The sequence below is a fragment of the Brevibacillus sp. FW301-21C12A genome, assembly GCF_058788915.1.
In genome coordinates this window covers 41,705-64,510 of the sequence record NZ_JBYTBG010000027.1, presented here as the reverse complement: position 1 = coordinate 64,510, position 22,806 = coordinate 41,705, and the positions used below count along the sequence as shown (strand labels likewise).

Sequence of the window (22,806 nt, the reverse complement as noted above, 5' to 3'; positions counted from 1 at the left end):
GAACGCTTAGTCATTCAAGAATCCCACCCGTACACCGCAAGGTGGAAGGCTTGCGGCTTTAGCCGTGGGAGTCTCAAGTTCAATCTTTACGTGCACAGAGTATCGGTCACAGAATTGTAATACCGCCGCCGTCAGCTTTTGAATTGGTTCAGGCTTTGGATAGGAGGATGGCAATATGGGAAACAAGTTTTTAATCGATCTTCGAATGGAGAAGCTTGAAGATGTCGCAAAAGGTATCCTTGCCATACCGTCTGTAACCGAGGCTGAACGTAAAGAAAGCGATGCGTTGTTAAAAAAGTTGGTTCTAAATTCGAAGGAAAAAGTGAAATAGCAGCCTGGCCACTAAAGGTGGCCGGGCTTTTTTGTGCAATACCGCACCGTCTCTTTTGAAAAGAGGCTCATCCAATTGTCGCGAGCCGAAGAGGACGCAGCCATAACGATCCCGGTAGCAAGCAGGGAAAAAAATCAATTTGCGAACATGCGTTCTCTTGTGTTAGGATGTTTTCAACAGCAGCTAGGCATGGGGCGACGGCTGCGCGTCCAATCAATCATGTCTTTTCATGAGGCGGTGACAGCTTTGGTGTTGGCGGATTTGAAAAAGTACAGAGACAGACAGCAAGCGGTTGAGATCATTTATTTGAACAAGCGGGGCCAGACGAGCAGGCGAATCATCCGGATTCTTTTGCTGGATGAGGATAAGGGGCAGCTCAAGGCGTATTGCTATACGAGAAAGGCTTGTCGGGTGTTCGCGATTGCCGGCATTTTGGCGCTCGCGCCAGTTGCCGGGCAGTTTGTGGGGTGAGGTGGCAGGTCACGGGAGGTCGCGAGGGTCAGGAAGGGCAGGGAAGTCAGCCAAATGGTTAGATGGCTGGACAGTCAGGAAGTCGGAAAGTCGGGCGGCCGGAAGCGGAAGCCATAACGGCCGGGGAGTCGGAAAGCCGTGCAGTTGGACAGTCGGAAAGCCGTGCAGTTGGACAGTCGGAAAGTCGTGCAGCCGGACAGTTGGAAAGCCGTGAAGCCGTGAAGCCGGAAAGCCGGAAAGCCGTGCAACCGAACAGCCAGACAGCCAGAAAAGCTGCCCCTCTGACACCCCGACCCCGAGGCAGTCAGCTCCCCTCCCCACCAACGCCATCCTTTTCACCCATCCTGTTCCAAAAGTGTTAGCCAGCTTGTGGTATAATGAAAGTGAACACAGTATTCCCCTTAGGGGCGGAGAGGGCGTGGACGCTGATGGAGTACGTTATTCTCATCGTCGTTTTTCTCGTAATCGCAGTGACTCTCTTTTCGATCAGAGCCGTCGCAAAGAGCGGAAGGAGACGCTCGTATTCGTCGTCCTCAGACAGTGGCGGAGCCTTTTATGTGGACAGCGGCCATCATCACCATCATCGCCACCACGACTCGGATGGATATGGATGCAGCCACGACAGTGGCGGTGGAGACAGCGGAGGCGGAGGCGGCGGTGGAGGTGGAGACTGAGGCTTTTTCCATGCCTCCTGATGTGTTACAATGATTGGGAAAAAGTTGATTCCAAACCATGAATGGTGCGGGCTTGAAAAAGGAGAGATGTATTATGGCAAACATCAAATTCGTACAGAGTGTAGGAACGTCCGTCGCAGGAATCCTCCTTTCAAGCGAACAGTAGCACCGTTCAAAAAAATGAGGATTCGACTGCGACTGGTTTTGGCGTAGGGCCAATCATACAACCATTTGCAGGGGGAATCCGTTTTGAATCACACAACCAATCAATCTGTTTTGCAAACTTTGGGCTGGAATGAGCATTTTGCCAATCTGTTCGCCCCTTATGCCGAGCAAGGCTACAGCGTGGGCAGAATCACGCTGGAACATAAACGCATTTATCGTCTGTTGAGCGAGCACGGCGAGCTTTTGGGCGAAGTCACGGGCAAGTTGCGCTATGAGGCGACTGGCCGCGAGGATTATCCGGCGGTAGGAGACTGGGTCGTCATCACGGCGCGTCCCGAGGAAAAGAAAGCCTCGATTCATGCAGTGCTGCCGCGCAAGAGCAAGTTTTCCCGCAAAGCTGCGGGAGACAGCGTCGAAGAGCAGATCGTGGCTGCCAACGTCGATACCGTATTTTTAGTGAATGCCTTAAACAACGATTTTAATATACGCAGGATGGAGCGCTATCTCATCCTCGCCTGGGAAAGCGGAGCCAATCCGGTGATCGTGCTTTCAAAAGCCGACTTGTGCGACGATCTGGAGCAGCGCATCGCGGACGTAGAAAGCGTCGCGATTGGCGTGCCTGTGCACGTAGTCAGCGCAGAGCGGGGAGAAGGGCTGGAACAGCTTGCCCCGTACCTGGGGTGTGGCCAGACAGTGGCGCTCATGGGGTCCTCTGGTGTCGGCAAGTCTACCTTAATCAACAAGCTGAGCGGAGCAGAGCAGCAAAAAGTAAACAAAGTGCGCGAGGGAGACGATCGCGGCCGCCATACGACTACTCACCGCGAGCTGTTCCAGCTTCCGGACGGCGCTCTCATGATCGACACACCGGGCATGCGCGAGCTGCAGCTATGGGAAGCGGATGAGGGGTTCCGCGGAGCATTTGACGATATCGAGCAACTGGCGGAAGCGTGTCGATTCAACGATTGCCAGCACGGGCGGGAGCCAGGGTGCGCCGTTCGGGCGGCGATTGAGGACGGTTCGCTGGAAAAAGCTCGCTTCGACAGCTATTTGAAGCTTCAGCGCGAACTGGCCCATCTGGCTCGCAAGGAAGATGCAAGGCTGGCAGCAGCAGAGAAGGACAAGTGGAAAAAAATCACCATGCAAGCGCGAAGCAAAAAGCCGAAGCGATAAAACGCAAGAGTCCTCGGACAACCGGGGGCTCTTTTCGTTTGGAGACAGGGCAAGCGCGCGGCTCGACTTTCAGAAATTTACGCTTGATTCCAGCAAGCCAGTTGTGATAGATTGGGGCAAGACCCAGCAATCGTGCTGGATAAACCGCATACGAAGTGCTCGTATAATTTTGGGAATAAGGCCCAACAGTTTCTACCGGGTGACCGTAAATCACCTGACTACGAGTGAAATCGCGTTCCATCGACTGCGCTTATCGCTGTTTCCTGTTCCATGTGACAGGAGAAAGTGGGTCGTCTGGTCGAAAGGACGCTGACACGCTTTTTTTGTGGCGTGTTATACCTGAGGGAGAAAAGCCCCGAGGGACAGTTTCACTTGGCGTTGGTTTTATCACCTGAGCCTGCCTGTGACCTGTCCGTTCGGGGCTTTATTTTTTTTTCGTCGATGGAATCCAGAAAAGTGGATATCGACAAAAAGGACAAGCGCCGTTCGCCCGAACAACTCGGCGAAGCGAAGTGTTCTCATTTGGTTGGACTAGCGTCGTTTGCTGGCACGCTAGAGTTGATGGAGGAGGAAGAAAACATGAAAGAATTGCAAGAACGCATCGTACAAGACGGCAAGGTGCTGTCCGCATCCGTGTTGAAGGTGGATGCGTTTTTGAACCATCAGGTAGACCCCCAATTGACGATGAAGATCGGCGAGCGTTTCGCCCAGCTTTTTGCCGACGAGAAAATTACGAAAGTCTTGACGATCGAGGCGAGCGGCATTCATTTTGCGCTGGCGACGTCGTTCGCTTTGGGTGTGCCTTTTGTGTACGCGAAAAAGAAAAAGGCAGTGACGCTGACAGAAGAGGTGTACTCGGCTCCTGTCCACTCCTTTACCCGCCAGGAAACGTATCAGATCAGCGTGTCCAAGCAGTATTTGTCGCCGGATGACCGCGTGCTGATCGTGGACGATTTTCTCGCGACCGGGGCTGCGCTGATCGGGTTGACCCAGATTATTAAAGACGCCAACGCTCACCTGGTCGGCATCGGAGCCGTGATCGAGAAAAGCTTCCAGGAAGGCCGTAGATTGCTGGAGCAAGCGGGTGTCCGCATTGAGTCTTTGGCGCGCATCGCCTCCATGTCTCCAGAGGGCATTCAGTTCATTCAAGCGGAAACTGTCCGTGTCTAAATCCTATTACTAGAGGAGAGTAGAATACCTCATGCTATCCAAACAGAAGATAGTTACTTTAGGTCTGCAGCACGTACTTGCGATGTATGCGGGTGCTGTCGTCGTACCGCTTATCATTGGCGGGGCCCTGAACCTGACTCCTGCGCAGATTGCTTACTTGATCGCCGCCGATTTGTTCACGTGCGGGATCGCTACGTTGCTGCAAGTCATCGGGACGCGCTACACAGGGATTCGTCTCCCGGTTGTGCTTGGCTGTACGTTTACTGCCGTAGGTCCGATTATCGCGATTGCCTCCACGAGCAATCTGGCCACGGCTTATGGAGCGATAATCGTCTCCGGTCTGTTCGTCGTCTTGGCTGCTCCGTTATTTGGCAAGCTGCTGCGGTTTTTCCCGACCGTGGTGCAAGGCTCTGTCGTGACCATTATCGGTCTGTCGCTCATTCCTGTGGCGATGAACAACGCCGCCGGTGGACAAGGCATGCCGGACTTCGGCTCTCCGCGCAACCTGCTGCTCGCGCTCGGAACATTGGCTATTATTTTGTTTATTAATCGCTTCTTTACCGGATTTATTCGCGCGATTTCCGTCTTGCTCGGCCTTGTCGTCGGGACAGTCGTCGCGTACATGATGGGCATGGTCAGCTTCGCCAGCGTGGCGGAAGCGTCCTGGTTCAGCGTAGTCGAGCCGTTTTACTTCGGCGCGCCGCAATTTTCGATTGTGGCGATTGTGACGATGATCTTGGTCAACATCATTAGTATGGCAGAGTCGACTGGCGTTTATTTTGCGCTCGGAAAAGTAACCGAGACGAAAGTAACGGACAAGGACGTCGTCAAAGGCTTGCGCGGCGAAGGAATCGCGATTGTTCTGGGCGGCATTTTCAACGCGTTCCCATACACTGCCTTCTCGCAAAACGTAGGGCTCGTTTCCTTGACGGGGATCAAAACCCGCGACGTCATGATCGGGGCTGGCGGATTGCTGGTTGTGCTGGGGCTTTTGCCAAAGCTGGCTGCGCTGACGACGGTCGTCCCCAATGCCGTATTGGGCGGCGCGATGATCGCGATGTTCGGGATGGTAGTCGCATCCGGAATCAACATTTTGTCGCACGTAGATCTTCGCCAAAATGAAAATCTGCTGATCGCCGCTTGCAGTATCGCGGTCGGCCTCGGCTCCGCCGCTGTGCCGAGCATGTTTGACCAACTGCCGACCATGGTGAAAATGATGCTGCAAAACGGTATCGTGACAGGCTCGCTGACAGCGGTTGTGTTGAACATTTTGCTGGTGCATACGAATAAAAAAGTCAACCAGGCTGCCGTGCCAAGCACGATCTCGGAAGCGTCCTGATCGGCTTAACCAAAGCTTCACTCATACATGAACCGCCATTCTCTCGCTTGCGTGCAGAGGATGGCGGTTTTTTCGCTTCTACAAAGTGACGATGGCATCCGAAAAATTGCAACCGAACGATAAGGGGCAGGTCGCATGGGACATGTTTGTCGGGGAAGTGAGGTTTTGTGGAAATGGGAGGCGGGGAAAGCAGGATAGCAAGGCAGTAGCAAGGCAGCAGCAAGGCAGCAACGCATCCACTAGCCAGCTCATAAAAAAGGCTCTCGCGAGGTTGGCAAGCGTCCAACGGTCTTGGCCAAGTCGGACATAGGATGGCTATGTACGAAATCACTTGGGAAGGACAGATGAGTGTATGGCTACCTTTCGAGAAGCGTTGAGAGCCAAGAATCACCTGGTGAAGAGGTGGAAGCGGATGCCTGGTGTCATGGGGATCGGCGTCGGATATGTAAACGGCAAGAACAGCAAAAAAGGAGCTTGCGTCGTACTGTACACGCTGGACGCGAGCGCGGCGGTGAAAAAAGGCTGCCCGAGCTGTGTCGCCGTCAAACGGAAAAAGGGCGGGAAAAGTCCGAGAATTACGTCGCACGTCGCGGTTCCCGTGCGGACGGTTACCTCCGGCAGATGCACTAGCCATCAAAAGCTGCGCTCGACTGCCAACTATCGCCGGAGAATCCGTCCGGTGATAGCGGGCGCAAGCGTCGGATATCCCGGGGCTTCGGGGACTGCGGGCTTGATCGTGACAGGAGCGATCCGCCGCGCCCAGCGTTTTTTGCTGAGCAACAACCACGTTTTGAACCGGAACAACTCGGGCGGCTATTCCGAGACGATCCAGCCGGGAGGGGCGGATGGCGGGCGTTCCGGGCGCGATCGGATTGGACAACTGTACCGCTTCGTCCGGCTGCGGAAAAATGCAGTGAATGAGATGGATGCGGCACTGAGCATTCCCACTTCGAACGACCTGCTCGCTCCGCGCTATGCGAAAATCGGCACCGTTCCGGGCTACGTCCACTCTTACGCTATCGGGAGCCGCTTGAAAAAGGTCGGCCGCTCGACAGGCTTTGTCAGTGGCATCGTGGAATCCACCCACACGGACATCAACGTCGATTACGGCGACTACGGCGGTCTGGGAACGATCCGCTTCCGCAACCAGACGGTCATCAGAAGCGCGGCGCCGATTTCGTTGCCGGGAGACTCCGGTTCGGTCTGGCTGACGGCAAACAATTACGCGGCCGCGGTCAACTTCGCAGGCTCCGCCGATGGCAGACTGTCGATCACGTTTCCGATCCACAGGGCGATGCGCGCCTTTGGGGTGCGTGTAGCGCAGCCAACGACGGCTCCGTCCAGAAAACGGGGCAAGCGCCGCAGACGGCGAAACGTCAGGAAGTGACCTGCAGCTCGGAAGCGAGATCATCCAGACAGGCGAGCACTTCGTCCGAACGCGCTTCGAGGACGGCAAAGGCCATCTCCGCTTCCTTTTGCTTGCCGGAGGAAGCGAGCGTGTAAATGTGGCGGATAGCTTCGTGAAACCGTTTGTGTGGCTCTGCCAGTCGGCGGAAGGAAGCAAGCGAGCTGATCGCCTGGTTTTGTTTCGCTTCGTCGTACCAGACGCCCAGGCGGCAGCGGTGATGGTCGACGAGATCCTTTTCCTCGATCGTATGATAGCCGAGCAGGAAGTTGTACACCCACCATTTCCACAGGAGATGATCGGTCTTGACGATGCGCAGGTTGTGCTTCGTTTTTAGACGGGCCACCTGGCTGATGCTGCCTTTGTGCAGGCTGTTGATGCCTGCCCCGATTTCGTAGATGTTTTTTCCGGCGTGGGAGACGTGGTTGAAAATCTGCTCCATATTGCTCTCCACCTGGGATATGCGCATGTAAATATCTTCGGTAGAGGCCGACTGTTCTTCTGTCAAAGAAGCGATATGTCCGGTCGCATGCCCCACTTGCTCGACATTTTGCACAATCTCTCCCAACAGCTCGATAGCTTCGCGTGTTTGCGTCGCTTTGTCGGTGAAGTGGACGCCGAGCAGCGCGGCTGTTTCCTTCACCTGATTGGCATCTTGCCGGACGGCTTCCATCGTGCCGGAGATGCTTTGCACGGATTGCTTGGTTTGTTCGGCGAGCTTGCGCACTTCTTCTGCGACGATGGAAAAACCTCGCCCGTGCTCGCCTGCCCGAGCGGCTTCAATCGACGCGTTTAAGGCGAGCAGATTCGTCTGATCGGCGACGCTGCGGATCACCTGCACCACCTGGGAGACGGCTTCGATGGAACTCATCAGGGAGGAGATTTTTGTCTGCATCTCCGCAAATTCCTCCGCCATGGACAGGAAGCTTGTCAGCGACGTCTGAATGATTTGTTGGCCCGCAGTAGCCTGCTCCATGGTCGTAGAGGCATTTTCTGCTACCTGGACAGCGGATTGGGCCACTTTTTGCACCGATTCTGACAATTGCTCGGCCGCCTGTCTGACATTACCCGCCTCCATCGTGGTTGTGTCGAGAGTATCCAGCACATGCTTGATTTTGTCGATTTGCATGACCAGCTCCAGGACATTCCCCAGCCGGTCAATGATTTTATAATCGTTATCCTCCTGGTACGCTTCCAGAACGATCTGGGAATCGAGAGTGAGCAGCTTGATTAAAGCCAGCAAAGTCGAGGACAACTCGTCCGGCTTTCTGGCATACGTGTCTACGATGGCGGGAATCAAAAATTCGTACAGCCGCATGTAAGAGCCGGTGTACCATTCCGGGGCAAGTCCGATTTTGCTGTGGACTTCCCCGATTTTTTCCCGTCCTGCTACATAGGCTTCGTTCAGTTGGGCGTCGGGAAGCGATTGCAGGTAATGGCGAAAAGAACCTGCAAGACGGCTCACTGTCGTATTCGCTTCAATGATTTTCATCAAATTCGCATAGTGGCCGAGCATCTGGTAATGACGCTCAGTAATGGCATCGAGATGCTCGGTAATGAGCGGTTCGATTTGTGCGAGTCGTTTGAGATCCTCGCTGTTCATTTGCAAAAAGTTCACCTTTGCTCGCAACTGCTCGGTCATCTGAATATCGCTTTCCTGAACCTGTGGAACTACTGGGAATTTGTGAAATGTTTATGTAAGTCATGAAAAAGATCGAAAGCGTTATCAATCGAAAAACGTCATATGCGGCTTTGCTTCCCGGTAATAGGCGAGACGATCCTGCAAGTTGCCTGTGTGCAGCTCGAACTTGTGCCCGTCGGGGTCTGTGAAATAGAGGGAGCGCTTGTCCCGCTCATCGCGCTCTCTGCCGGGGAGAATGTGGACACCGTGCTGCTCCAGATGGCGCTTCCAGTCTGCAAAGGCTTCTTCGGCAACGGAGAAGGCGATATGGGTGTAGGACAGGGCAATTTCGTTGCGGGGGATGTCGCGCTCTTCGTTCAACGCCAGCCAATAGCCGTTCCAGTCGAAGTAGGCCAGTTTTCTGCCGCGAACGAGCGGCTTGGCGCCGAGTACATCGCGGTAAAAACAAAAAGAACGCTCCAGGTCGGAAACAGAAAACAGGAAATGGTTGATTCCGGTCAATGGCTGCATGACATCGCCTCTTTCGCTTTTTTGAATGTACCTTCTTGATCGTGATGAGATCATTGTACGTCAGCGAGACGACTGTTTGCCATGGCAGAACAGCAGGGTCGACGAGCAATAGGCAGCCCTTGATTGGCAGCAAAACAGGCAGCCCGATAGCATCCGGTCTGCCTGTTTTGCCTTTTTGCGAAGCAGTATGCTTACGACTGGGATTGGCCTTGCTGCGCTTGCCCCTGTGTTTGCAGCGTGGACTGAACCTGCGACACCATTGTTTGCGCCTGGGCAATTTCCTGCGAAGCCTGTTTCAGCGCTTCCTCGGCGAGCTGCGGATTGGCAGCGGATTGCTCGATGGCTTGCGTAATCATATTTTTCGCGAGAGTGGTCGCCACTTCGGCTTTTTTCAGCGAATCAGTGTTGATTTGCGTTGGCATGTCAGTTCCTCCTTGGGCAGAAGATTGGTTTGGCACACCGTCATAATTTCTCCCGTTTGGCCGCGATTATGTATGAAAAGGCACGTGCCCAACCGTTTGCAGCGCAGGCTGCATACCTTTGTAGGAGGGGAGGAATGGGTGATGAAGAAAAAGTGGGTAGGGGTTGTCCGGCAGGCGGAGCAGGCTTTTTGGACCATTGTGTTTTCGGCACAGCGGCGAGTCGGGGAACGGGGCAGAATTTTGCCCAAGCGGTTTAATTCGAAAAACAAAATTCGCCGGTTTTTGACCCGGTTCATGACGCCTTGCCTCGCGAATCGCGTGATCGGCAACCTCGATCTGAGACGGATCAAGGGACGGCTGGCCGTTCCGGTAGGAGATGGAATCGGTGCGGCGCCGATTGTCAAATCACAAATTTTGAAGAAAAGCGAGAGGTGCGTGACGCTCGCTGTCTGGTTTCAATTTGACCCGAGCGACCGCTTTTTTCTTGTCTACCAGTTGAAAAAGCAGCCGGATGGGCGCTGGATCGTGGTAGGCCGCCATCCGCTGGACTATCCGTTCAATCGGCCTGGACAGCTTTTCCGGATAGTGCCTGGCTGTTGCAAGCCTTGTGTGCGGGGATGCAAGCGGGTGAGAAGGAGGGTCCGGCGAAGGTGAGCGTGGGGGAGGGAAAACAAATTTTTGGAGAGAAGTGGTAACATTTTGCGCCTGACTTCGTTTGTATGAAAGGGAGGTGGGAGATGAAGGCACAACTATGGAGCGAATGGTTCGCCGAATACCAGCAGCCGCTGTACCGCTATTTGTACCGGATGTGCGGTTCGCGCGAGGTGGCCGAGGAGCTGTTGCAGGAGACGTTTTACCGTGCCATGCTCTCCCTCTCGATTCAGGATGCCCGACAGGCGCGGGCGTGGCTCTACAAAGTGGCGCGGCATTTGTACATCGACTGGCTGCGCAAACAAACGTCGGAAAAAAGCATGCTGGAAAACATCCGCCGTCTGTTCAGCGCGTCCTCGCGCACGTATGAGCCGGAAACGATGTATCGCCAAAAAGAGGACAAGCAGCGGGCAGAGTGGATTTTGCAGCAACTGCCCGAGCGGATGAGGACGATCCTCTACCTGCGCGAGATCGAGGAATTTTCCTATCAGGAGCTGGCGGAGACGCTTGCGATGAGCCTCGATCAGGTAAAAGTCACGCTGCACCGGGCGCGAAAAAAATTTCGCGAGTGGGAGAAGCGAGTGGAAGGAGGAATGGACGATGGAGGATGACAAGCTGCGCGAAAGGCTTGATGTGTCCGAGATAGTCTGGGACGAAAAAAGGGCGCGACGCCTGATCTGGCGGTCGCGGTTTGCGCTGTGGAGAAATATGGCGCAAGTATTGCTCGCCATATGGTTTTTGTACATGCTCTACATGCTGGTGATTCAGATCGGCTATGCGAAGCTGGGCAAGGAGGACGACCTGGTCCGCTACGCCGCGACCTTGGTCGAGACGCATTACCCGGGCTTGAAGGTGAACAAGTCGGGGCACACGCCGGTGTCGCTGTCTCCCTGGCTGACGCAAGAGACGACGCTTCTCCTGTACAAGCAGCTTGGCAAGTGGGAGGAGGTCGTCGGCACGGTGACGGTCAAAAAGCCGCTCTGGAGGAAACTCACGTACGACATCCACTATCAGCAAAAGCAGCTCGACGACCGGGACGGAACGTTTCGTTTTGCCCTGCCGCTGTCGCTGCTCGGCAAAAAGCCTCTGGAAGTGCGCGAGGAGCAGAACGAGCTGTGGGAGCAGCTCGCCCATATGGAGGACGGCTACGTAGCGGAGATGGCGTTTTCCACGCTGCAGCCGTACGAGCCGCTGCAACTCTTCAAGCTGCTGGAAAAGTACGATCTGTCTGTGCTGCAGATGGCCGTGTACGGAGGCGAGCTGAAAACCTTTCAGCCGACGCATACGCGAAGCGGCAGTACCATCCGCGTCCCGCACCTGGTGCTGAGGCCGGCAGTTCACTACAGCGAGGGAGGAAGCATGAGCTACGAGACGACGATGGATTTGCCCGAATCGGTGGAGGAGGCGACCAATCAGCTCATTCCTGATTTGGAATGGATGCAGTCCTATGCGCCTGATGAGTTCGATGTGTATGACGACAAGCGTCTCGCCTATTTGCGCGAAAACGGAATCGCCGTCTATGGCGCCGTCGTCACAGGACCGATTCGCGAGTTGGAGAAGCTGCGTGCCGAGCCTGAGCTGCACCGCTTTCAGTTGGGCAGGATTGCCGTATGGAACTGGTAGCCACATTTTTTTAAAATCCGGTCTTGATTTTGGGACGACTTGCCTGTAAAATACGTAAGTGTTGCGGCACTTTGCAGATTTTGTCGAACAAAGTGGAGCAACGTCGTGTGAGCAAATCGGGAAGTAGCTCAGCTTGGTAGAGTACTTGGCTTGGGACCAAGGGGTCGCAGGTTCGAATCCTGTCTTCCCGACCATGATGCACACGAACGGGCCGGTATGGCGGAATTGGCAGACGCGCGCGACTCAAAATCGTGAGGGAAACCGTGGGGGTTCAAGTCCCTCTACCGGCACCAGCAATCCATACATATGGTTTTTGTTATAAGGTGGGGAACAGCGAGCAAATCCTGTTTCTCACTTTTTTCATTTTCGGGCGCCGCTTTGAGATACAAATTAGTGAAAATGGACAAAGAAAAAGTCAACGATGAGAGTTGACTTTAGGAACCATATATCTTCTACTGAAGTGTCATAAAGATAAAAGCTATTGTAACCAGCAGGAAGAGGACAAACAAAACCCCAAACACTATAGAGGTGTTTGCTGCTTTATTAAATCGAGCAATATTAGAGTTCTTTAATGACTCAATAGAACTAAAAAAACTTTTCATTGCCCCCACAAAAAACAACAGTGTAAAAAAAGCAAAAAAATATAGCAAGATCATCCCTTCCTCAATACATTAATGTTTTCTTCGTTTTTCTCGCTCTTTCGCATGTTTTCATCTTTGACGCACGAAGCGCTTGAGGATAATATTTGACGGAGAGTGAATATATGGAATGGACCTGTTGGCGGGAATGTAATAGACATTCTTTTGCAGGAAAAAGGGGATTGCGACTGACTAAGTACGACTTTGCGCACTTGAAATAGTCTTTGCTTAACAATGTCACTGCTGTTCTTTATTATGAATTTGAGACAAGCTTCTTCTATGCAAAGAGAAAAAGGAGGCGGATATCGTGAGACTTGCGGGAAAACGTGTGGTCTGCTTTGTAGAAAGCGAATTTGAAGATTTGGAGCTGTGGTACCCGGTGCTGAGGCTGCGCGAGGAAGGGGCGACTGTCCATTTGGCGGGGCCGCAGGCGGGACACGCCTACATCGGAAAATACGGCGTGCCGTGCGAGGTGGACAAGGCATTGAGCGAGCTTGATCCGGCGCAGTACGACGGCGTGCTCGTGCCGGGTGGCTGGGCGCCGGACAAGCTTCGCCGCTATCCGGAGGTGCTTTCGTTTGTCCGTGCCATGCACGAGGCGAAAAAGCCGATCGGCCACATTTGCCACGCGGGCTGGGTGCTCGCCTCGGCAAAAATTTTGGCCGGAGTGAAGACGACCTCTACGCCTGGCATCAAGGATGACATGGAGAACGCAGGGGCAGTGTGGGTCGACGAAGAGGTGGTCGTCGATGGGCACATCGTCGGTTCCCGCCGTCCGCCTGATTTGCCGGCGTACGCGAAGGCTTTCGCGGATTTGTTGGCTGAAAACTAAGGACAAGCAGCGCAGTTGCAACAAAAAAAGGCACGCTCGTTGACAAAACGCCAGGCGTGCCTTTTTTTATGAGCTTGGCCTCTTGGTGTTCTTCCAGGGCGGGTCCCCCCACTCGTGGATTTTGTTGCTGGCCGTGTAAAACAAAAACGGGATCAAAAAAGCGAGCAGCGCGCCGCCAAAGGTGAGAAACGGGGGCAGCGAGCCCAAATATTTCATCATGCTGGTCACCTTCCTTCTACTTTTTCCGAACGGTTGATGGAGCCGACATTTCGCAAGTACACCTTGGCTTCGACGTGGATTTCGCTCTTTTCGTACAGGCGCTGCCCTTTTTCCCAATCGTGCTGGATCTGCTTCCAGAGCGAGTAGTCTTTTTGGCGGATATTGCTGCCCAGCTTGATGACATCGGCTTTCATTTCCTTGTGCACTTTCTGGATCGTATCCCGGCACATCCGCTCGATTTCTTTTGCGAACGCTTGCTCCAGCTTCTTCGTCTCTTCCTTGCTGAGAAAATCCATCAGCGCGTAGGCTTCTGCCAAAATGCCCTCGCACTCGATTTGGATCGTGAAAATAAAGTGCTGCTTGTCGCGCAAATCTTGTACGATAGAATGCTTCGTCCCCTGGATGTTCAGGACGACCAAATCGTTTTTGACCTTGGCTTTTAACAGTCCCCCGTTAATATTCCCCGTCAAGAAATTCAAGCCCTCGGTTTCTTCTTCGCCAAGAAAGCCGACCATTTGGTTGCGATTGGAAAACACAGCGCTGCCCGCCATTTTGATTTCGTTTTTTTCCGCCCGCACTCTCGGAATGACGAAGCTGAACGGGTTGAGCAGCTCCTCGTGAACATCTCCCACTCTGACCTCGGGAAGCATGCGCGCATTTCGATCGATGTTTTCACCAATCGAGTTGATGTAGAGCGCGGGCAGCTTTTCCGTTTTCGGCTTGACCTCGATAATGCTTTTGGCCGGGCCATTGGAGATAAAGACTTTGCTGCTTCGCCTGGAATCGGGATCGCGCAGCAAAAAATCCATGGCGTTGGCAAAGCCGTTTTCGGAGCGGGCCACTTCTTCCGAGATGACGAGAACCTTGAGGTGCTGGTAAAACGGAGCGCGACTGGTTCGGGTAGCCAGCTCGCGGGAAACCTCGAAAAGCGAATCCCCCTCCGAGGAGAGGTTGAGAAACGCTTCGTTCGTCGTGTTTTGTCCGCCACCGCCGCCCTGGTTGCCTGCGATCAGTCCGCCAGGGATGACGAGCTGGTGGGTGACGAGGAAGCGCTGCTTGACCCGTGGTTTTCCCGGCGATTCTTTCGCAGCCCGTTTTTCGGCCTCGTTGGAGCGGGGGGCATCAATGGCGACACCGACGACAAAGCCGCGTTCCTCGATCTGCACCTGGTCCCAGCAGCCCGTGACCAGCGTGCACAGGAGAACGACCATGCAGGCCAGAGTAAGACGCCTATTCATGGCCCCTCACCCCGCGGATGATGGCGAGCAGCAGTAGCAGGATGGGGCACAGGTAGACGATAATCATTCCGAAATACGTCACATAGTCGGCAAACGTAAAGAAGTCGACCAGATTTTGCGGGAGCATCGCGACGAAGTAAATAATCGGCGACAAGAGCAGGATCCAGACCATTTTTTTTACGTTGCGGAACATCGACGCTAAATTGAGGATCGTGATATCGAGCCACATCATGCACGTATCGAAAATCGTCATGATCCAGATCGCAAAAAAGATCGATTCGACCCGCTCGAAAAAACCGCCGGGAATTTCCACTTCTTTCGCAAGATCAATCGTCGGGTACGTCAAGTTTTTGGCGACCTCGGCCGAAAAGACGCCGATGACGAAAATGTAGATCGTCAAGTAGAGGGCCACCGGGATGAACAGCCCGAGCGCCATGGCCTTTGTTCCGTCTTTTGGCCGTTTCATCAGCATCGTATAGAAGAGAATGATTTCGAACCCGGAGTAGGAAAGCCCCACCGCTTGCGAGCCGTCCAGCAAGGAGCGCCAGTCGGATGAGAAAAAGGGGCGAACGTTTTCGACTTCGATCAATTGCGAGGTGAACAGCAAGACGAAAAACATCACGACCAGGACGACTGGCAAAAACAACAGGTTGAGCCGCAGCATGGAGATGCGCGATCCCGCCACGGCATACTGGACGATCAACAGAAAGCTCAACGTAATCATTTCGACTGGGGTGTTGTAAAACAAATACTGCTTGGCGATGTTGCCGATCGCGCGAATCTCGAAGGACACGAACAGCATCGTGTACAGACAGACGAGCAAGGTCAGGACGTAGCCGACCGGCTTGCTTGCGATCATCGAGGTGTACTCGAAAAAAGTTTGCCTGGGGAAGCGGGCGGCGAGCTTGGCGAGCAGCCAGCCGATCAGAAAGGCGATCAGGCCGCTGATGACGACGGAAATCCAGCCGTCGAGTCCGCTGGTCGCTTTGGCGAGCCCGCGCGGGAAGGTCAGGATGCCGACACCGATCGTAACCGCGGCGATGTTGATACCCATATGATTTTTGGTGAGCATTTTATCTGACAAGGTTTGTGCACTCATTTGGAGTCCCCTGTTCTCATTCGGATTTCATCTTCTGGGTGCAGGACTTCGGGACGGTCTTTTAAAAAGGTGACAGGCGCGCGCAAAATCAAGTCTTTCCAGTCTCTGGGCATTTGCGGGGCAAACGGAGCCAGGCACGGATGGCCGATGCTCGTCAGATTGGACAGGTGGATGATGATCGTAATCAGGCTTAGCACGACGCCGTACACCCCGAAGATGGCGGCGGCAAACATGGCGAAAAACCGGATCATGCGAAACGCGATCGCCAGGTGGTACGACGGAATGGCAAAGGACGAAATCGCTGTCAGCGCTACGACGATGACCATGACCGGGCTGACGATCCCGGCTGATACCGCGGCGTCGCCGATGACGAGACCGCCGACGATGCCGACCGTCTGGCCAATCGGTTTGGGCAGACGCAGCCCCGCCTCCTGCAACAGCTCCATCGTCGTAATCATCATGATCGACTCCACGAAAGCCGGAAATGGAACGCCGTCCCGTGTGGCGGCAATGGAGAAGGCGAGATCGGACGGAATCAGGCCAGGGTGAAACGTGACCAGGGCGATGTAGAGCGACGGCGAAAATACAGCGAAAAAAGCGGCCAAATAACGCAAGAGCCGGGTCAGTGTGCCGACGATCCAACGCTCGTAGTAGTCCTCGGGAGAGTGCATGAGCAGACCGAGCGTGACGGGGAGAATCAGTACCATCGGCGTGCCGTCCAGCATGATCGCGACCCGCCCTTGAAACAGGGCGGCACTCACCTTGTCCGGGCGCTCCGTATTGTGCACCTGGGGGAAGGGCGAGAGAAAATCGTCCTCGATCCACTGCTCGATAAACCCTGACTCTTCTACTTCATCAATGTCGATGGTGGCGATTCTGCGGTGAACTTCCTTGACCAAATTGTGATCCACAATATTGTCGATGTAGGCGACGATCAGCTCGGTTTTGCTGCGCGTTCCTACCAGGGTGCTATCAAAGCGCAGGCTCGGGTCCTTTACTCTTCTGCGGATCAGCACCGTGTTGTCCCGGATGCTTTCAGTGAAGCCGTCGCGTGGACCGCGCACAAGCCCTTCGGAGACGGGCTCCTCGATGGCCCGGGACTTCCAGCCTTTGCTGTCAATGAGGATGATCTCGCTCGTGCCGTCGACAAAAATGGCGGTATCTCCGGACAAAATACAGTCGATGGTGGCTGCGAGAGACGTTTCTTTTTTTATTTCGACAACGGACAAGACCTCATCAAAAAGCAGGTTGAGGATCGCATCTGGTTCAGTAGGAACGGTTTTTTCCGCGGTAGAGATCATCAACTGGATATGGCCCAGCACTTGCGCATGGAGCATATCCGCATTGGCCAGACCATCAATCGCAATGACGGCGCACGGATGGTTGCTGTTGCCGATGAGAAAGCTGCGGATCAGCAGATCGTGAGGGTTGCCAAGCAAGGAGCGAAACAGGTCCATGTTTTCCTGCAGGCTGCTGGACAGCTTTTTGCCGGCAAGCTGTGGCTGTGACTGCTGCATGTGCTGCATGAGGGGAGAGGTTTTCTTTTTGCGTCGCTGGGCGAAAAATTTTCGCATCATGGAAGTCCCTCCCGTTCAAAATGCGAATAGCATGTTAGTGCGATTTTTTCCAGAACAAAGGGAATTTATGCGGATGAAAGTTCCACGACAAACTTTCGCACAAAGAATTGAACAACCCTATGAGGTATGATACATTCGGCATGGTAGAATAGAGAGTAGTAGAGAGAGTAGGAAAGACGGAGAAGGGTGGAATCGTAGTGCTTGACAGTCAAGTTTTGGTTCGGGAGACAGACTTTGCGAAACTCGCGCATACATGGGAAGAGCTGGCGCAAGCGATGGCCGGGCAGGGAGATCAAGCGACTCCTGCCAAGCTGAAGCAGCTTGCAAAAAAAACGCGGAAAGCCGAGCTGAACATCGCTTTCTGTGGACACTTTTCCGCAGGGAAGTCCACGATGATTAATACGCTGCTGGGGGTCAGCCTGCTGCCCTCCAATCCGATTCCGACCAGCGCCAATGTCGTGAAGATCCGCGGTGGCGAAAAAGCTGCTCGCGTCTATACAATGAACGGCGACGTCGTGACGTTTGATCCGGATACGGAGATGGAGAAGCTCAAGCAGTTTGCCGTTGATGGAGATACCGTGGAGTCTGTAGAAGTCTCCTATCCGGGAACGCTTCTCGACGAGCATTCCAGCCTGCTCGACACGCCAGGGATCGACTCGACCGACGCCGCGCACAAAATCGCGACGGAATCCGCGCTGCACCTGGCTGACGTCGTCATTTACATGATGGATTACAACCACGTCCAGGCAGAGGAAAACTTCAACTTTACGAAAACCTTGAAAGATCGCGGCAAGCCAGTCTATATGGTTGTGAACATGATTGACAAGCACATTGACTTTGAGCTTGATTTTGAGAGCTACAAGGAAAGTGTGGAGGAAGCGTTCGCGACCTGGAACATTCATCCCGACGGCATTTTTTACACCTCGCTCGCGGAGCCGGACCATCCGGAAAACCAGTACGCGGAGTTTCGGCAAAAGCTGCTGGCGCTGATCGCTGGACGCGAGGAGCTGGTAGGCAAAAGCGTTCGCAGCGCTGCCGAGCATTTGATCGAGGAACACGTCCAGGCGGTAAAGGCCAGCCATGCCTCCAAGCGTCAGGAGCTGGAAAGCAAGCTGGACAGCCTGGAGCTGGCAGACGTAGACAGCCGCGATGCCCAAGGGGTGTCCGCCGCGCTTGCCCAGGCAGAGGCGCTCATGGCGTCGCTGAAAAACCGCACAGCAGAAGCGCGCGCCCAGATGGAAAAAGACTTGGGCTCGCTGCTCGACAACGCCCGGTTGACGTACTACAGCACGAACGAAGCGGCGCAAAGCTACCTGGAGAGCCGCAAGCCTGGCTTCAAGGTGGGCTTTTTGTTTGCGGGGAAAAAGACCGAGGAAGAGCGCCAGCGCCGCGAGGAAGCGCTGTTGGCCGAGTTCCGCGAAAAAGTGGCGGGCAATCTCGACTTCCATTTCAAGGAACTGATGAGCAAGCAGCTTCAAGCGCATGACATCCGCGACGAGGAGTACCACGCGCGTGTCCATGCGACCGAGATCGCAATTACGGGCGAGTTCCTGGCCAAGCACATCAAGGATGGGGCGGCTTCCCGCGAGTATGTGATGAACTACTGTACAGACGTCGCGAACGCGATCAAGCTGGAGTACAGACGCGCGGGTCTTCTGTTCATCGAGGAAGTCGTCGGACGCCTGGAGAGCCAAAGCGAGCAGGAGAGCGCGGCACAGCTCGAACGCCTTGGCGTCCTGCGCGAGATGGCTTCGCTGCATGAACAGCTTGCAAGCCTCACCGCGAGCGAAGAAAACACGAGAGAAAGATTGCAGGCAATCATGCGTGAAGGAGAATAGGAATCATGAATCAGCTTCGAGACAAACTTGTGGCGGCCGCAGAACGGCTGCGCCGCGCAAGCCATGAAATCGTTTCCGTACCAGGGATGCAACAACAGGCGCAGGCGATGCAGGAGCGGGCAGAGCGCCTGACCGCCAACCGCTTCACGGTCGCCTTGTTCGGCGCATTCAGCGCCGGAAAATCTTCTTTTGCCAATGCGTTGATGGGCGATCTCGTCCTGCCTGTATCGCCGAACCCGACGACGGCGGCGATCAACAAAATCATGCCGCCAAGCGCGGAGCACCCGCACGGCACGGTGCGCGTGGTGCTGAAACAAAGAGACGCGGTGGAGCAGGACGTGCTGCGCTCGCTCGCCGTTTTTGGACTGCATGCCGCAAGCCTGGAAGGCGCGCTGTCCGAACTGAACAAAATTGACGTGGCGCAAATTCCGCCGACAGCGAAGCCGCACTACACGTTTTTGAAAGCCGTCACGAAAGGTCTTCCCGAGATGGACACGCATCTGGGCGGAGAGCTGATCGTGGACATGCAAGCATTTAAAAGCTTCGTCGCCAAAGAAGAAAAGGCTTGCTTTGCCGAATACATCGAGCTTTTCTACTCTTGCCCGCTCACCGATCAGGGCATCGTGCTGGTCGACACGCCAGGGGCGGATTCCATCAATGCCCGCCATACGGGTGTGGCGTTTGAATACATGAAAAACGCGGACGCTGTCCTGTTCGTCACGTATTACAATCACGCGTTTTCCCAGGCTGACCGCGAGTTTTTGCTGCAAATGGGCCGGGTCAAGGACACGTTCGAGATGGACAAGATGTTTTTCATCGTCAATGCGGCTGACCTCGCCGCTTCGGAAGAGGAGCTGCAGGGTGTCATTGCGCACGTAGAGAAAAACTTGCTCACCTGCGGCATCCGCCTGCCGCGCATTTATCCGGTATCCAGCCAGACGGCGCTTTTGGCGCGCATGCATGAAAAAGGCAAGCTGGCGGCTTCGGCGGAAAAAGTATACCGTCAGCGCACGCAAACGGCAGAAGGCGCTCCGCTCATGCCGGCAGAGGAAGCGTTCAAGCTGTCAGGCATGGCCGCTTTTGAAACAGCGTTTCTCCGGTTCACGATCGACGAGCTGACACAGATTGCCGTGAACGCAGCGATGGGCGAAATTCGCCGCGCTTACGACACGTTGACCGAGTTCATGCGCATGGCCCAGTCCGGTGAAGACGAGCGGCTCGCCCGCAAGGAAGCGGCGAGCAAGGCCCAGTCGGATGCGTTGGCTGCCGTAGCGGCTCTGTCTACCGCTTCGTACGAGCGCGACCTGACAAAAGAGCGCGAGGAACTGCTCTACTACGTCAAGCAGCGGCTGTTTTTCCGCTTCAACGAGCTGTTCAACTTCGCCTTTAACCCGGCGGTTCTCAAGGAAGACGGGCGCAGCATGAAGCAGGCGCTCCAGGGCTGCCTGACCGATCTGCTGCGCTCGATCAGCTACGATCTGGCACAGGAGCTGCGCGCCACCACACTGCGCCTGGAAAAGTTCCTGAGCAAGCAGGGAGCCGCGCTCGTTTCCGCGTGGCAAAAAGACGTGCACGCCTACGCAGCAGGTTTGACGCTGGCGCCGTACCAGCAGCGCCAGGTCGAGACGCTCGCCTTTGCCGAGGAGCTGCCGGTGTCTGTTGAGGCATTCCAGCCAGCGCTTGGGCTGTTCAAAAACACGAAAGACTTTTTTGAGCAGGACGGCAAGCTGAAGCTGCGCGAAGAGCTGGAAAAGCGCATGCAAGAGCCGGTAGCGGCTTACGTCGCGACCGGAAGCGAGCAGCTTGGCGAGCAGTTCAGCGCGCTGTTCAGCGAGATGGTCGCGACAGAGCGGAACCGGGTTGTCGAGCAGATTAACGAATACTTCACAGGGCTGTTTGCCGCGCTGGATATGACCGTGGATCTCGAAGAGCTGGGAGCGAAGGTAAACCGCGTGGCCGCGGAACTGGAGTAACGGCTTGTGAAGCGATAGAAAAAAGAAGGCAGCGCACGCTTTTCGTCAGGCAAGGGACGGGCGTGGCTGCCTTTTTTTACGTGCAGCTAAGACGGCGCCAGCGGCTTGGCGCAGCCAAATTTTGTCATGCGGTCCGAATCTGTCGGAACAAGAACCGCTGCGGGCGGGTAAGCAAGCTTGGCGCACAGCAACGGTTGCTCGTGCGAGGGCCTGACAAATAGCGGCCAAAGCTTTAACCGCAACGAAAAAAACGCCCAAGCATTTGCACGGGAGGCAAAGCGTGGGCGTTTTTTGCTTGGGCCAGTTTTATTCGCTTGCTTTTTTGTACTGGTCAAACTGGGCAGCCACTTCCTTGGACGGTTCGCTGGTCAGCTTGCTGACGATAAGGATGGCGAGCAAGCTTGCGGCGAAGCCCGGAACCATTTCGTACAGGAAGTCTTTCAGCACATCGAAGCGCGTCCAGACGATGACGGTGACGGCTCCGGCGATCATGCCAGCGAGCGCGCCCCATTTGTTCATCCGCTTCCAGTAGAGGGACAGCAGGATGACAGGACCGAACGAAGCGCCGAATCCGGCCCAGGCGTAGCCGACGAGGTCGAGGATCGTATCGTTTTTGTTCAGCGCCAGCAAAAAGGCGATGACGGCGACGATCAGGACGGAGAGGCGGCCGACGGCGACCAGCTCTTTATCCGAAGCCGAGCGCTTGAGAAACGTTTTGAAAATGTCTTCCGTCAGCGAGCTGGAAGTCACGAGCAACTGGGAAGAAATCGTGCTCATGATGGCAGCCAAAATCGCAGCGAGCAAAAAGCCGGTGATGAGCGGATGGAACAACACAGTACCGAGCTGGATAAAGATCGTTTCCGGGTCGGCAATCGTCCAGCCTTGCTTCGCGAACAGCGCAATCCCGATCAGTCCGGTAAACATGGCGCCAGCTACGGAGAAAATCATCCAGCCCATTCCGATTGAACGCGCTTTCTTAATTTCTTTTGTAGAAGTAATCGCCATAAAGCGGACGATGATGTGCGGCTGTCCGAAGTAGCCGAGCCCCCAGGCGAACAAGGAAATAATTCCGAGCAGACTTGTATCTTTGAAAATATCGAGCAGGGACGGATCGACCGAGCGAATGGTCGTAAACGTTTCGCCCACGCCGCCAACGGTCAAGATCGTGACGAGCGGCACCATGATGAGGGCAATGACCATAATCAGCCCTTGCACGGCATCGGTCCAGCTTACGGCGAGGAAGCCGCCAAACAGCGTGTACGCGATGGTAACCAGGCCAACTACCCACAAGCCTGTACGGTAGTCCATGTCAAACGTGTTTTCAAACAGGACACCGCCGGATACAAGGCCAGACGAGACGTAAAACGTGAAGAAGATCATGATAACGAGTGCCGAGACAAGGCGCAGCATCCGGGAGCCATCACCGAAGCGGTTTTCCAGGTAAGCCGGGATCGTAATGGAGTTGTTGGCTACCTCCGTGTACGTGCGCAGACGCGGAGCCACGTACAGCCAGTTGGCATACGCACCGAGTGTCAGACCGATGGCGATCCAGGAGGCGCTAAGGCCTGTGGCGTACATCGCACCGGGCAATCCCATCATCAGCCAGCCGCTCATGTCGGATGCGCCAGCGCTGAGAGCGGTTACAGTTGGTCCGAGTGACCTGCCGCCGAGCATGTAGTCACTCAAGTTGGAGGTACGCTTGTAGGCATAATAGCCGATGAGCAGCATGCCTACCATGTACACAATGATGGACGTGAGCAGCATATTCATGGATAGCACCTCTTGTTCAGTTCAATATTGTTAAAAGTAATAGTGACGT

22 protein-coding genes, 2 tRNA genes and 1 riboswitch are annotated in these 22,806 nt (G+C 54.8%); of the genes, 14 read left to right on the top strand and 10 right to left on the bottom strand.

All coding sequences use genetic code 11. From position 1 onward, the window contains the following. The first annotated feature begins 175 nt into the window (after nucleotides 1–175). Complete coding sequence (locus tag AC3WQH_RS16700) at nucleotides 176–331, top strand: hypothetical protein (protein WP_165328982.1); 156 nt, start codon at nucleotides 176–178, stop codon at nucleotides 329–331. Between the two features lie 189 nt (nucleotides 332–520). Continuing rightward, a complete protein-coding gene (locus AC3WQH_RS16695; protein ID WP_235694640.1) occupies nucleotides 521–802 on the top strand; it encodes a WYL domain-containing protein in 282 nt (93 codons plus the stop codon). Nucleotides 803–811: 9 nt separating this feature from the next. Here AC3WQH_RS16695 and AC3WQH_RS16690 read toward each other — a convergent pair whose 3' ends face one another. Then, complete coding sequence (locus AC3WQH_RS16690; protein ID WP_492332165.1) at nucleotides 812–1,132, bottom strand: hypothetical protein; 321 nt, start codon at nucleotides 1,130–1,132, stop codon at nucleotides 812–814. 203 nt (nucleotides 1,133–1,335) lie between these two features. Beyond that, a complete protein-coding gene (locus AC3WQH_RS16685) occupies nucleotides 1,336–1,488 on the bottom strand; it encodes a hypothetical protein (protein WP_155808555.1) in 153 nt (50 codons plus the stop codon). Nucleotides 1,489–1,725: 237 nt separating this feature from the next. On the opposite strand from AC3WQH_RS16685, the gene rsgA reads away from it, so the two are divergent. The 4 genes from rsgA to AC3WQH_RS16665 all read left to right on the top strand — a co-directional run bounded on the left by rsgA (nucleotide 1,726) and on the right by AC3WQH_RS16665 (nucleotide 6,707). After that, the gene (gene rsgA, locus AC3WQH_RS16680; protein WP_122953309.1) at nucleotides 1,726–2,811 is read left to right on the top strand and encodes a ribosome small subunit-dependent GTPase A; all 1,086 of its coding nucleotides are present in this window, start codon (nucleotides 1,726–1,728) and stop codon (nucleotides 2,809–2,811) included. Between the two features lie 139 nt (nucleotides 2,812–2,950). Beyond that, a riboswitch (purine riboswitch) is annotated at nucleotides 2,951–3,052 on the top strand. A gap of 338 nt (nucleotides 3,053–3,390) precedes the next feature. After that, a complete protein-coding gene (locus tag AC3WQH_RS16675) occupies nucleotides 3,391–3,981 on the top strand; it encodes a xanthine phosphoribosyltransferase (protein WP_007786027.1) in 591 nt (196 codons plus the stop codon). Between the two features lie 31 nt (nucleotides 3,982–4,012). Next, on the top strand, nucleotides 4,013–5,320 hold the full coding sequence (locus AC3WQH_RS16670; protein WP_005835584.1) for a nucleobase:cation symporter-2 family protein: 1,308 nt from the start codon (nucleotides 4,013–4,015) through the stop codon (nucleotides 5,318–5,320). A 352-nt stretch (nucleotides 5,321–5,672) separates the two neighbouring features. Next, nucleotides 5,673–6,707 carry a chymotrypsin family serine protease gene (locus AC3WQH_RS16665; RefSeq protein WP_025844444.1) on the top strand — a complete coding sequence of 345 codons (1,035 nt, stop codon included), beginning with the start codon at nucleotides 5,673–5,675 and terminating at the stop codon, nucleotides 6,705–6,707. Here AC3WQH_RS16665 and AC3WQH_RS16660 read toward each other — a convergent pair. The 3 genes from AC3WQH_RS16660 to AC3WQH_RS16650 all read right to left on the bottom strand — a co-directional run bounded on the left by AC3WQH_RS16660 (nucleotide 6,697) and on the right by AC3WQH_RS16650 (nucleotide 9,299). After that, entirely contained in the window at nucleotides 6,697–8,367 is a 1,671-nt protein-coding gene (locus AC3WQH_RS16660; protein ID WP_492332164.1) for a protoglobin domain-containing protein, read from the bottom strand. The two genes, AC3WQH_RS16665 and AC3WQH_RS16660, sit on opposite strands and share 11 nt — an antisense overlap. Nucleotides 8,368–8,451: 84 nt before the next feature. Beyond that, entirely contained in the window at nucleotides 8,452–8,877 is a 426-nt protein-coding gene (gene fosB / locus AC3WQH_RS16655; RefSeq protein ID WP_007786020.1) for a metallothiol transferase FosB, read from the bottom strand. A gap of 191 nt (nucleotides 8,878–9,068) precedes the next feature. Then, nucleotides 9,069–9,299, bottom strand: coding sequence for a hypothetical protein (locus tag AC3WQH_RS16650; RefSeq protein ID WP_007786017.1), 231 nt, complete (start codon nucleotides 9,297–9,299; stop codon nucleotides 9,069–9,071). 141 nt (nucleotides 9,300–9,440) lie between these two features. Here AC3WQH_RS16650 and AC3WQH_RS16645 point away from each other — a divergent pair, with 141 nt between their 5' ends. The 6 genes from AC3WQH_RS16645 to AC3WQH_RS16620 all read left to right on the top strand — a co-directional run bounded on the left by AC3WQH_RS16645 (nucleotide 9,441) and on the right by AC3WQH_RS16620 (nucleotide 13,043). Beyond that, entirely contained in the window at nucleotides 9,441–9,953 is a 513-nt protein-coding gene (locus tag AC3WQH_RS16645; RefSeq protein ID WP_005836623.1) for a DL-endopeptidase inhibitor IseA family protein, read from the top strand. A gap of 83 nt (nucleotides 9,954–10,036) precedes the next feature. Next, a complete protein-coding gene (locus AC3WQH_RS16640) occupies nucleotides 10,037–10,561 on the top strand; it encodes an RNA polymerase sigma factor (protein ID WP_005836621.1) in 525 nt (174 codons plus the stop codon). Next, nucleotides 10,551–11,573 (top strand): anti sigma factor C-terminal domain-containing protein, encoded by a 1,023-nt coding sequence (locus AC3WQH_RS16635; RefSeq protein ID WP_005836619.1) that lies wholly within the window; start codon nucleotides 10,551–10,553, stop codon nucleotides 11,571–11,573. Before AC3WQH_RS16640 ends, AC3WQH_RS16635 begins: the two co-directional genes overlap by 11 nt. Nucleotides 11,574–11,690: 117 nt before the next feature. After that, nucleotides 11,691–11,767 (top strand) — tRNA-Pro (locus AC3WQH_RS16630). Nucleotides 11,768–11,783: 16 nt separating this feature from the next. Then, nucleotides 11,784–11,866, top strand: a tRNA-Leu gene (locus AC3WQH_RS16625). Between the two features lie 652 nt (nucleotides 11,867–12,518). Continuing rightward, nucleotides 12,519–13,043 (top strand): type 1 glutamine amidotransferase domain-containing protein, encoded by a 525-nt coding sequence (locus AC3WQH_RS16620; RefSeq protein WP_007780806.1) that lies wholly within the window; start codon nucleotides 12,519–12,521, stop codon nucleotides 13,041–13,043. Between the two features lie 66 nt (nucleotides 13,044–13,109). On the opposite strand, the gene AC3WQH_RS16615 is transcribed toward AC3WQH_RS16620, so the two are convergent. From AC3WQH_RS16615 to AC3WQH_RS16600, 4 genes are read right to left on the bottom strand one after another with little or no spacing between them, the layout of a single operon-like run. Then, nucleotides 13,110–13,262, bottom strand: a complete 153-nt coding sequence (locus AC3WQH_RS16615; protein WP_005831649.1) for a hypothetical protein — start codon at nucleotides 13,260–13,262, stop codon at nucleotides 13,110–13,112. 5 nt (nucleotides 13,263–13,267) lie between these two features. Then, nucleotides 13,268–14,500 (bottom strand): Ger(x)C family spore germination protein, encoded by a 1,233-nt coding sequence (locus AC3WQH_RS16610; RefSeq protein ID WP_025844433.1) that lies wholly within the window; start codon nucleotides 14,498–14,500, stop codon nucleotides 13,268–13,270. After that, nucleotides 14,493–15,599, bottom strand: coding sequence for a GerAB/ArcD/ProY family transporter (locus tag AC3WQH_RS16605; RefSeq protein WP_005831645.1), 1,107 nt, complete (start codon nucleotides 15,597–15,599; stop codon nucleotides 14,493–14,495). The genes AC3WQH_RS16610 and AC3WQH_RS16605 overlap by 8 nt, the downstream gene beginning before the upstream one ends. Beyond that, nucleotides 15,596–17,176, bottom strand: a complete 1,581-nt coding sequence (locus tag AC3WQH_RS16600; protein ID WP_492332163.1) for a spore germination protein — start codon at nucleotides 17,174–17,176, stop codon at nucleotides 15,596–15,598. The genes AC3WQH_RS16605 and AC3WQH_RS16600 overlap by 4 nt, the downstream gene beginning before the upstream one ends. A 197-nt stretch (nucleotides 17,177–17,373) precedes the next feature. On the opposite strand from AC3WQH_RS16600, the gene AC3WQH_RS16595 reads away from it, so the two are divergent. Continuing rightward, nucleotides 17,374–19,014 (top strand): dynamin family protein, encoded by a 1,641-nt coding sequence (locus AC3WQH_RS16595; protein ID WP_309479503.1) that lies wholly within the window; start codon nucleotides 17,374–17,376, stop codon nucleotides 19,012–19,014. Nucleotides 19,015–19,019: 5 nt separating this feature from the next. Continuing rightward, entirely contained in the window at nucleotides 19,020–20,987 is a 1,968-nt protein-coding gene (locus AC3WQH_RS16590) for a dynamin family protein (RefSeq protein ID WP_026557817.1), read from the top strand. Between the two features lie 306 nt (nucleotides 20,988–21,293). Here the strand turns inward: AC3WQH_RS16590 and putP are convergent, their stop codons facing one another. Next, nucleotides 21,294–22,757 carry a sodium/proline symporter PutP gene (gene putP / locus AC3WQH_RS16585; RefSeq protein ID WP_025844423.1) on the bottom strand — a complete coding sequence of 488 codons (1,464 nt, stop codon included), beginning with the start codon at nucleotides 22,755–22,757 and terminating at the stop codon, nucleotides 21,294–21,296. Nucleotides 22,758–22,806: the final 49 nt, after the last annotated feature.